At 37.4% G+C, this 6,319-nt stretch carries 4 protein-coding genes; all 4 read left to right on the top strand.

Features of this window, described 5'->3' with window-relative positions; translation table 11 throughout:
• Window positions 1-51 precede the first annotated feature (51 nt).
• Window positions 52-1,431: a bifunctional UDP-N-acetylglucosamine diphosphorylase/glucosamine-1-phosphate N-acetyltransferase GlmU gene (gene glmU, locus M901_RS04010; protein WP_021276901.1), complete on the top strand. Its 1,380-nt coding sequence runs from the start codon at window positions 52-54 to the stop codon at window positions 1,429-1,431.
• Between the two features lie 81 nt (window positions 1,432-1,512).
• Window positions 1,513-3,342: a glutamine--fructose-6-phosphate transaminase (isomerizing) gene (glmS, locus tag M901_RS04005; protein ID WP_021276904.1), complete on the top strand. Its 1,830-nt coding sequence runs from the start codon at window positions 1,513-1,515 to the stop codon at window positions 3,340-3,342.
• 11 nt (window positions 3,343-3,353) lie between these two features.
• Window positions 3,354-5,573, top strand: coding sequence for an ATP-dependent helicase (locus M901_RS04000; protein WP_021276902.1), 2,220 nt, complete (start codon window positions 3,354-3,356; stop codon window positions 5,571-5,573).
• Between the two features lie 94 nt (window positions 5,574-5,667).
• Window positions 5,668-6,319: hypothetical protein (locus tag M901_RS03995; RefSeq protein WP_021276903.1), on the top strand; the 652-nt coding region annotated here is incomplete at its 3' end.

Raw genomic sequence — 6,319 nt, 5'->3', positions numbered from 1 at the left:
TAAAAACATAGTGAATTAGTTTTAAAAATATTTCTAAATACTGGAGTAAATATGTCTAATAATATCGCAGTGGTAATTCTTGCCGCAGGAAAAGGAACAAGATTAAAAATGGATGTTCCAAAACCTCTTGCACCTCTTCATAAGAGAGTTTTATTAGACTATGTTTTAGATTCCGTTGATGGTTTAGGGGATATTTACCTCATTACTGGACATCAAAATGACTTGGTAGAAAGTCATGTTAATCAAAATAGACCGGAACTTCCTGCTAAGTTTATTCTTCAAAAAGAACAACTTGGTACAGGGCATGCGGTTAGAACATATTTTGAGGGAAATCCTGATTCCGAAAAATATGATTACACCCTCGTTATGTGTGCTGACACTCCTCTAATTACGAAAGATATTTTAGAAGAGCTAAAAGAAGAAATCTCAAAAGGGCCAGATGCGGTTGCGGCGACTTTTGAAGAATCAACTCCATTTGGTTATGGAAGAATTATAAGAGCAGAGCACGGCTTTACTATAGTTGAAGAAAAGGATGCAACTGATGAACAGAGACTCATTAAAGAGGTAAACTCTGGACTCTATATTTTTAAGACTTCATACCTAAAGTCACATATCTTTGATATCGACAGCAATAATAAGGCCGGAGAGTTCTACCTAACAGATACATTTAAAGAAGATGCTAATGTTAAAGCACATCTCTTCGCTGATAAATCATACTTCATGGGTGTGAATGACCTCTATCAATTGGCAAGAGCTGAGCGTGGTTTAGTTCAAAGAAATATCAGAAAACTTTTAATTGAGGGAGTTCGTGTCTTAGATCCATCTCATACTTATATTTACTCAAAAAATGTTGGGATTGGTTCAGTTATCTATCCAAATGTCCATATCGATGAAACTTCAACAATTGGTAAGAACGTCACGATTGAGCCAGGTTGCTTTGTTGTGAACTCAGTTATTGAAGATGGGGCAACACTTAAGGCCAATACATATGTGACTGATTCTATTGTAGGAAATGGCGCTAAAATTGGACCGATGGCGCAACTCAGACCGGGCTCTGAGATTGGTGCTGGCGCAAAACTTGGTAACTTTGTCGAAGTTAAAAAGTCTAAGATTGGTGAAAACACGAGTGTAAGTCACTTAAGTTACGTTGGTGACGCTGAGATTGGTCGCGAGGTCAATATTGGATGTGGCTTCATTACATGTAATTATGATGGTGCCAATAAGCACAAGACAATCATAGGAGATGGTTCATTTATTGGGTCGGACTCTCAAATGATTGCTCCAATTACAATCGGAAAAGAATGTTATGTCGCAAGTGGTTCTACGATCAATCAGAATATGAATGATGGGGCCTTTGCAATTGCCCGAGGGCGTCAAACTACGAAAGACGGTATGGCAAGGCGTTTCATAAAGAAAAAAGATCGAAAGTAAGCCTCCAAATATTGGATATTCCAAATTCAAAGTGGTATCTTCTTTAGAATTATTATTAATTAAATTTTCTAAGGAATGACTATGTGCGGAATTGTTGGTCACCTAGGTCCAAAAAACTCAGTTGATGTAGTACTTGAAGGTCTCAAAAGACTTGAATATAGAGGTTATGACTCTGCAGGAGTTAGTTTTATTTCTTCTTCAAATGATCTGATGATGTATAAGAAGAAGGGAAAGATTGAAAACCTCATTAATGAAATCAAAGACAAAGATATTTCAGCGAGATCTTGTATTGGTCACACTCGTTGGGCCACACATGGTGGTGTCACTGATAATAATGCTCACCCACATATTTGCGAAGAGATGGGAATTGCGATGGTCCACAATGGGATTATCGAAAACGCTGGTGAACTTAGAGAGTTTCTAACTAAGGAAGGAATTCAATTTAAGTCAGAAACTGATTCTGAAACATTTCTTGGATTACTTATTTACCATGTAAGAAATGGGAAGAATATCAAGGACGCTGTTATCGAATCCTTTAAGAAGATTCATGGTTTTTCGGCCTTTGTTGTTTTAAATAAAGAAACATCAGAAATCTTTTCAATCAAAAAGGGTGCTCCACTAGTTTGTGGAATGAATGAAGTTAACTCGGAAGTTTTAGTATCTTCAGATCCATACGCTCTTGCAGGAATTGCTGACAAAATTTACTTTCCAGAAGATGAAGTTCTCTGCCACTTAAGTGCTGCCAATTCAAATCTTTTAAACTTCTATGAATTGGATGGAACAAAGTCTAAGCGTTATATGTCTAAGAAGCAGAGTATGACTCATGATCCAGCAGCAAAAGGTGACTTTGAGCACTACATGTTAAAAGAGATTTATGAGCAACCAGAGTTAATTAGGTCTTTGACTCAGTTCTATTTTCAAGGTGAAGGAAAGGAAAGTCTGGAAGCAGCAGTTGATCTTCCAAGAAAGAATCTTCATATCTCTGCCTGTGGAACAGCTTATTATGCAGGTCTTGTGATAAAAGACTTCTTTGAACAAATTAATAGAATTCCTTGTCGTCCAGAGATTGCAAGTGAGTTTAGATATAGAAATCCAATTTTAGATAAAGAGGATCTTGCCCTTTTTATCAGCCAATCTGGGGAAACTGCAGATACTCTTGCCGCACAAGAGTTATGTAAGAAATCAGGCCTTAAGTCTCTCTCAATTGTTAATACTGAGGGGTCGACTCTCTATAGAGATTGTGATGTGAATCTTCTGATTAGAGCAGGTGTTGAAATTGGTGTTGCTTCAACAAAGGCGTTCACACAGCAGGTTCTAACTGGAAGAACTTTAAGTGCCGTAATTCAAAATAAAGGAATGGATGACAATCTGAGAAATACCCTTTCTCAGAAATACACTCTACTTGCTGAAAGAATCGAGGAGCTTCTTGATCGTTCAGATGAGATTAAAGCAGTTGCCGGAGAAATTTATCGTAATAAAGGTTTCTTCTACACTGGTAGAGGTGTCTATTATCCAATAGCACTTGAAGGTGCACTAAAGCTTAAAGAGATTGCCTATGTTCACGCCGAAGGTTATGCCGCTGGTGAGCTGAAGCACGGACCAATTGCTCTTATCGATGAAGAAAAAGTTAATGTGGCACTTGTTGGTCCAGAACTTTATGAAAAGACGGTTTCAAATATTCAAGAGATTAAAGCTAGAAAGGGGAAAATTGTCACGATTGGACCTGAAGGGAAGAAAGATCTTGAGGAAATCTCAGATTATTATATTCCGATCAACTTTGACGGACTTGAAGAATTGAGCCCACTTTATATCAATGTTGTGAACCAACTTCTTGCTTATCATATCGCTAAGTTCTTAGGGACTGATATTGATAAACCAAGAAACCTAGCAAAATCGGTAACTGTAGAATAATTTAGGATAGAATGAAGTTAGATCACTTAAACTTACAACAAAAAGAAGCTGTTGTTCAGACAGATGGGCCAATGATGATTCTTGCTGGAGCAGGTTCTGGTAAAACAAGAACTCTCGTAACAAGAATAGCTTATCTTATTGAAGAAAAGAATATTAGTCCTTTTCAGCTTCTTGCCTTAACGTTTTCTAATAAAGCGGCAAAGGAAATGCGTGATCGTGTCTCACGTACTGTAAGTTGTGATGTTGGGGCCCTTCAGGTGACAACATTTCACTCTTTCTGCGCACGAGTCCTTAGGAGCGAAGCTCAGTATTTAGGACTAAGCAAGAATTTCACGATTTATGATACTAGTGAACAAAAAGCTGTTGTTAAGAATATTCTCAATAGAAGAGGGATTAGCATAAAAGAAACATCACCATTTGAAGTGATGTATTTTATTGAAGATCTGAAGAACCATGGTCATTATCCGGATAGAGACTTATCAGATAAAGACTATGAAGTAGAAAAAGATGATCCTTTCTACGATATGTACTTAGAGTATGAAAGGGAGCTTCATAAAGCTAATTCTACTGACTTTGGTGGTTTAATTACAGCTGTGATTCAATTATTTGAATTATTCCCAGATGTCCTTGTACGTTACCAAGAAAGATTTAAGTATCTTTTAGTGGACGAGTATCAGGATACGAACCGCGCACAATTTGATCTCATTACAAAACTTGCAAGACGTAATAAGAATATTTGCGTGGTTGGTGATGAAGACCAATCTATTTATTCTTGGCGTGGGGCTGATATTAGAAATATTCTCGACTTTGAAGAAGTATACTCTAGTGCTCGAATCTTGAAGTTGGAGCAGAACTATAGATCTTCAAAGAATATCATTGAAGCGGCAGGAGCTGTTATTTCGAGAAATACTCAACGTAAAGGAAAGGACATGTGGACTGATAATCCAGATGGAGAGTCTATTGAAGTTGTTGAGTGTCACAATGATAAAGAAGAAGCGCAATTTGTTGCTGAGGGAATTCAGGAGCTTCATAGAGAAGGAGAGTCATACGATGAGATGGCCGTTTTCTATCGAACAAACTCTCAATCACGTCTAATTGAAGATGCATTAAGAAAATCTAATATTCCTTATCGAGTTGTTGGTGGAATTAAATTCTATGAAAGAAAAGAGATTAAAGACCTCTTGGCCTATATCAGAGTTGTTGTAAATGATAAGGATTCGTTGGCCATAAGCCGAATTATCAACGTCCCGGCAAGAGGAATCGGTGCAACGACTCTAAGAAAGATTGAAGATGAAGCTGTTAAAACAGAATCGACTCTTTGGGAAGTGATTCAACGAATTGTCGATAATCCTGAGGATTTTAAGCATATTCGTCTCACGGCAAGAGTTAAGTCTTCACTTTCACATTTCACTCAAATTATTAATGACGCAAAAATTGCTAGTGATAGTAAGGATTCACCAGAAGAGATCTTTGAAAAACTACTACACGAATCAGGTTATTGGGAAATGCTAAGGGCCGCAAAGGACTATGAGTCTCAAGCGAGGATGGAAAACTTACAAGAGCTAGGTAGTGCCATTGCTCAATTTGAAGAGTCCAGCCCAGAAGGAAATCTTGGAGGTTTCTTAGAAACAATCACTCTTGATAATTCAGTAGTAGCAGAAGATGAAGAGAATCAAGGTGAAGTTTCTTTAATGACCATTCACGGTGCCAAAGGTCTTGAATTTCATTATGTATACTTGACTGGAACAGAAGAGAATGTCTTTCCAAGTTATAAGAGTATGGAAGATGGTGATATGGCCATTGAAGAAGAGAGACGACTCTTCTATGTTGCAATGACTAGGGCCATGAAACGTCTTTATATTACCTTTGCACAAGGAAGAATGCTCTTTGGTCAACTTAGATTTAATGGTCACTCTCGCTTCATTCAAGAGATACCTAATAAGTACTATTTGTGGCGTAAGCTAGGTGGTGGATACCAAGAAAACTCTGAAAATGATGATTGGGATGATTTCTCTGATCCTGAGTTTGATGATGGACCAGTTTATAGCGTTCAAAGTACAACGCCCAAGTCGAAATTTCCAAAAGGTTCAAAAGTAGTCCATTCTTTATATGGAGAAGGAAAAATCTTAGCTTCTGAAGGACCTGCTGGGGATGAGAGGGTGACGATTATGTTCAAAGACGGAGCTCGTAAGAAATTTATGGCAAAATTTGCTCCTCTGACGCTTATATAACCCCCTAGTTTTTCATCCGAAAATCCTCGATAATAGAAGAGCTTTATTAAATTGAAAGTTTAGTAAGACGGTCTACTATTGTCAGGGAGGACGAGTGAAGACTAAGTCACCATTAAAAATCATTCTCGTTACGATCACGATCTTTATTATTCTATCCGGTATAGGACTTTTTGTGGCCTCAAAGAAACTGAAGCCAGAAGAACTTAAAAAGATAATGATCACACAACTTGAAAAAGCTATTCCAAATTCTAAGGTAAAAACTAAGGCCTTGGATTTTTCTATTGGGTTTAATTCTTCTGTTGATATCAAAGATGTTGATATTACTTACACAGGAAGAAGTGAATATCCATTAGTTTCTATTTCGAATCTAAAATTAAGAATTCCATTTTGGTCCCTTCTGTTTGGTGGAGGTAAGGTCGAGGTGGTTCTAGATTCACCAAAAGTTAACTATATAGAGTTTAAGACCGGTTCCAATTGGGAACGTGCCTTGGCAAAGAAGAAAAACAGCAAGAACAATAAAAGTAAGTCGACAAGTGTAGAAAAAGCTGGTGATTTAAAAAAATCTGAGACAAATCCGTCGTCAGGAGATGATGTCTTGATTCCTGGTATTCTTGCGGGAAGTGAGATTAATGTCAGTGTTCTTAACTTAAGTCTAGAATATGTTTTGAGAGACAAGACAAACGGAAAGATTGAAGTCGAGAAGTTTTTACTCAAAGATATTGGGATTAAATCTATTACAGCATTTG

Source organism: Bacteriovorax sp. DB6_IX, from assembly GCF_000447775.1.
Lineage (GTDB): Bacteria > Bdellovibrionota > Bacteriovoracia > Bacteriovoracales > Bacteriovoracaceae > Halobacteriovorax_A.
This window is presented reverse-complemented; position numbering and strand designations above follow the sequence as displayed.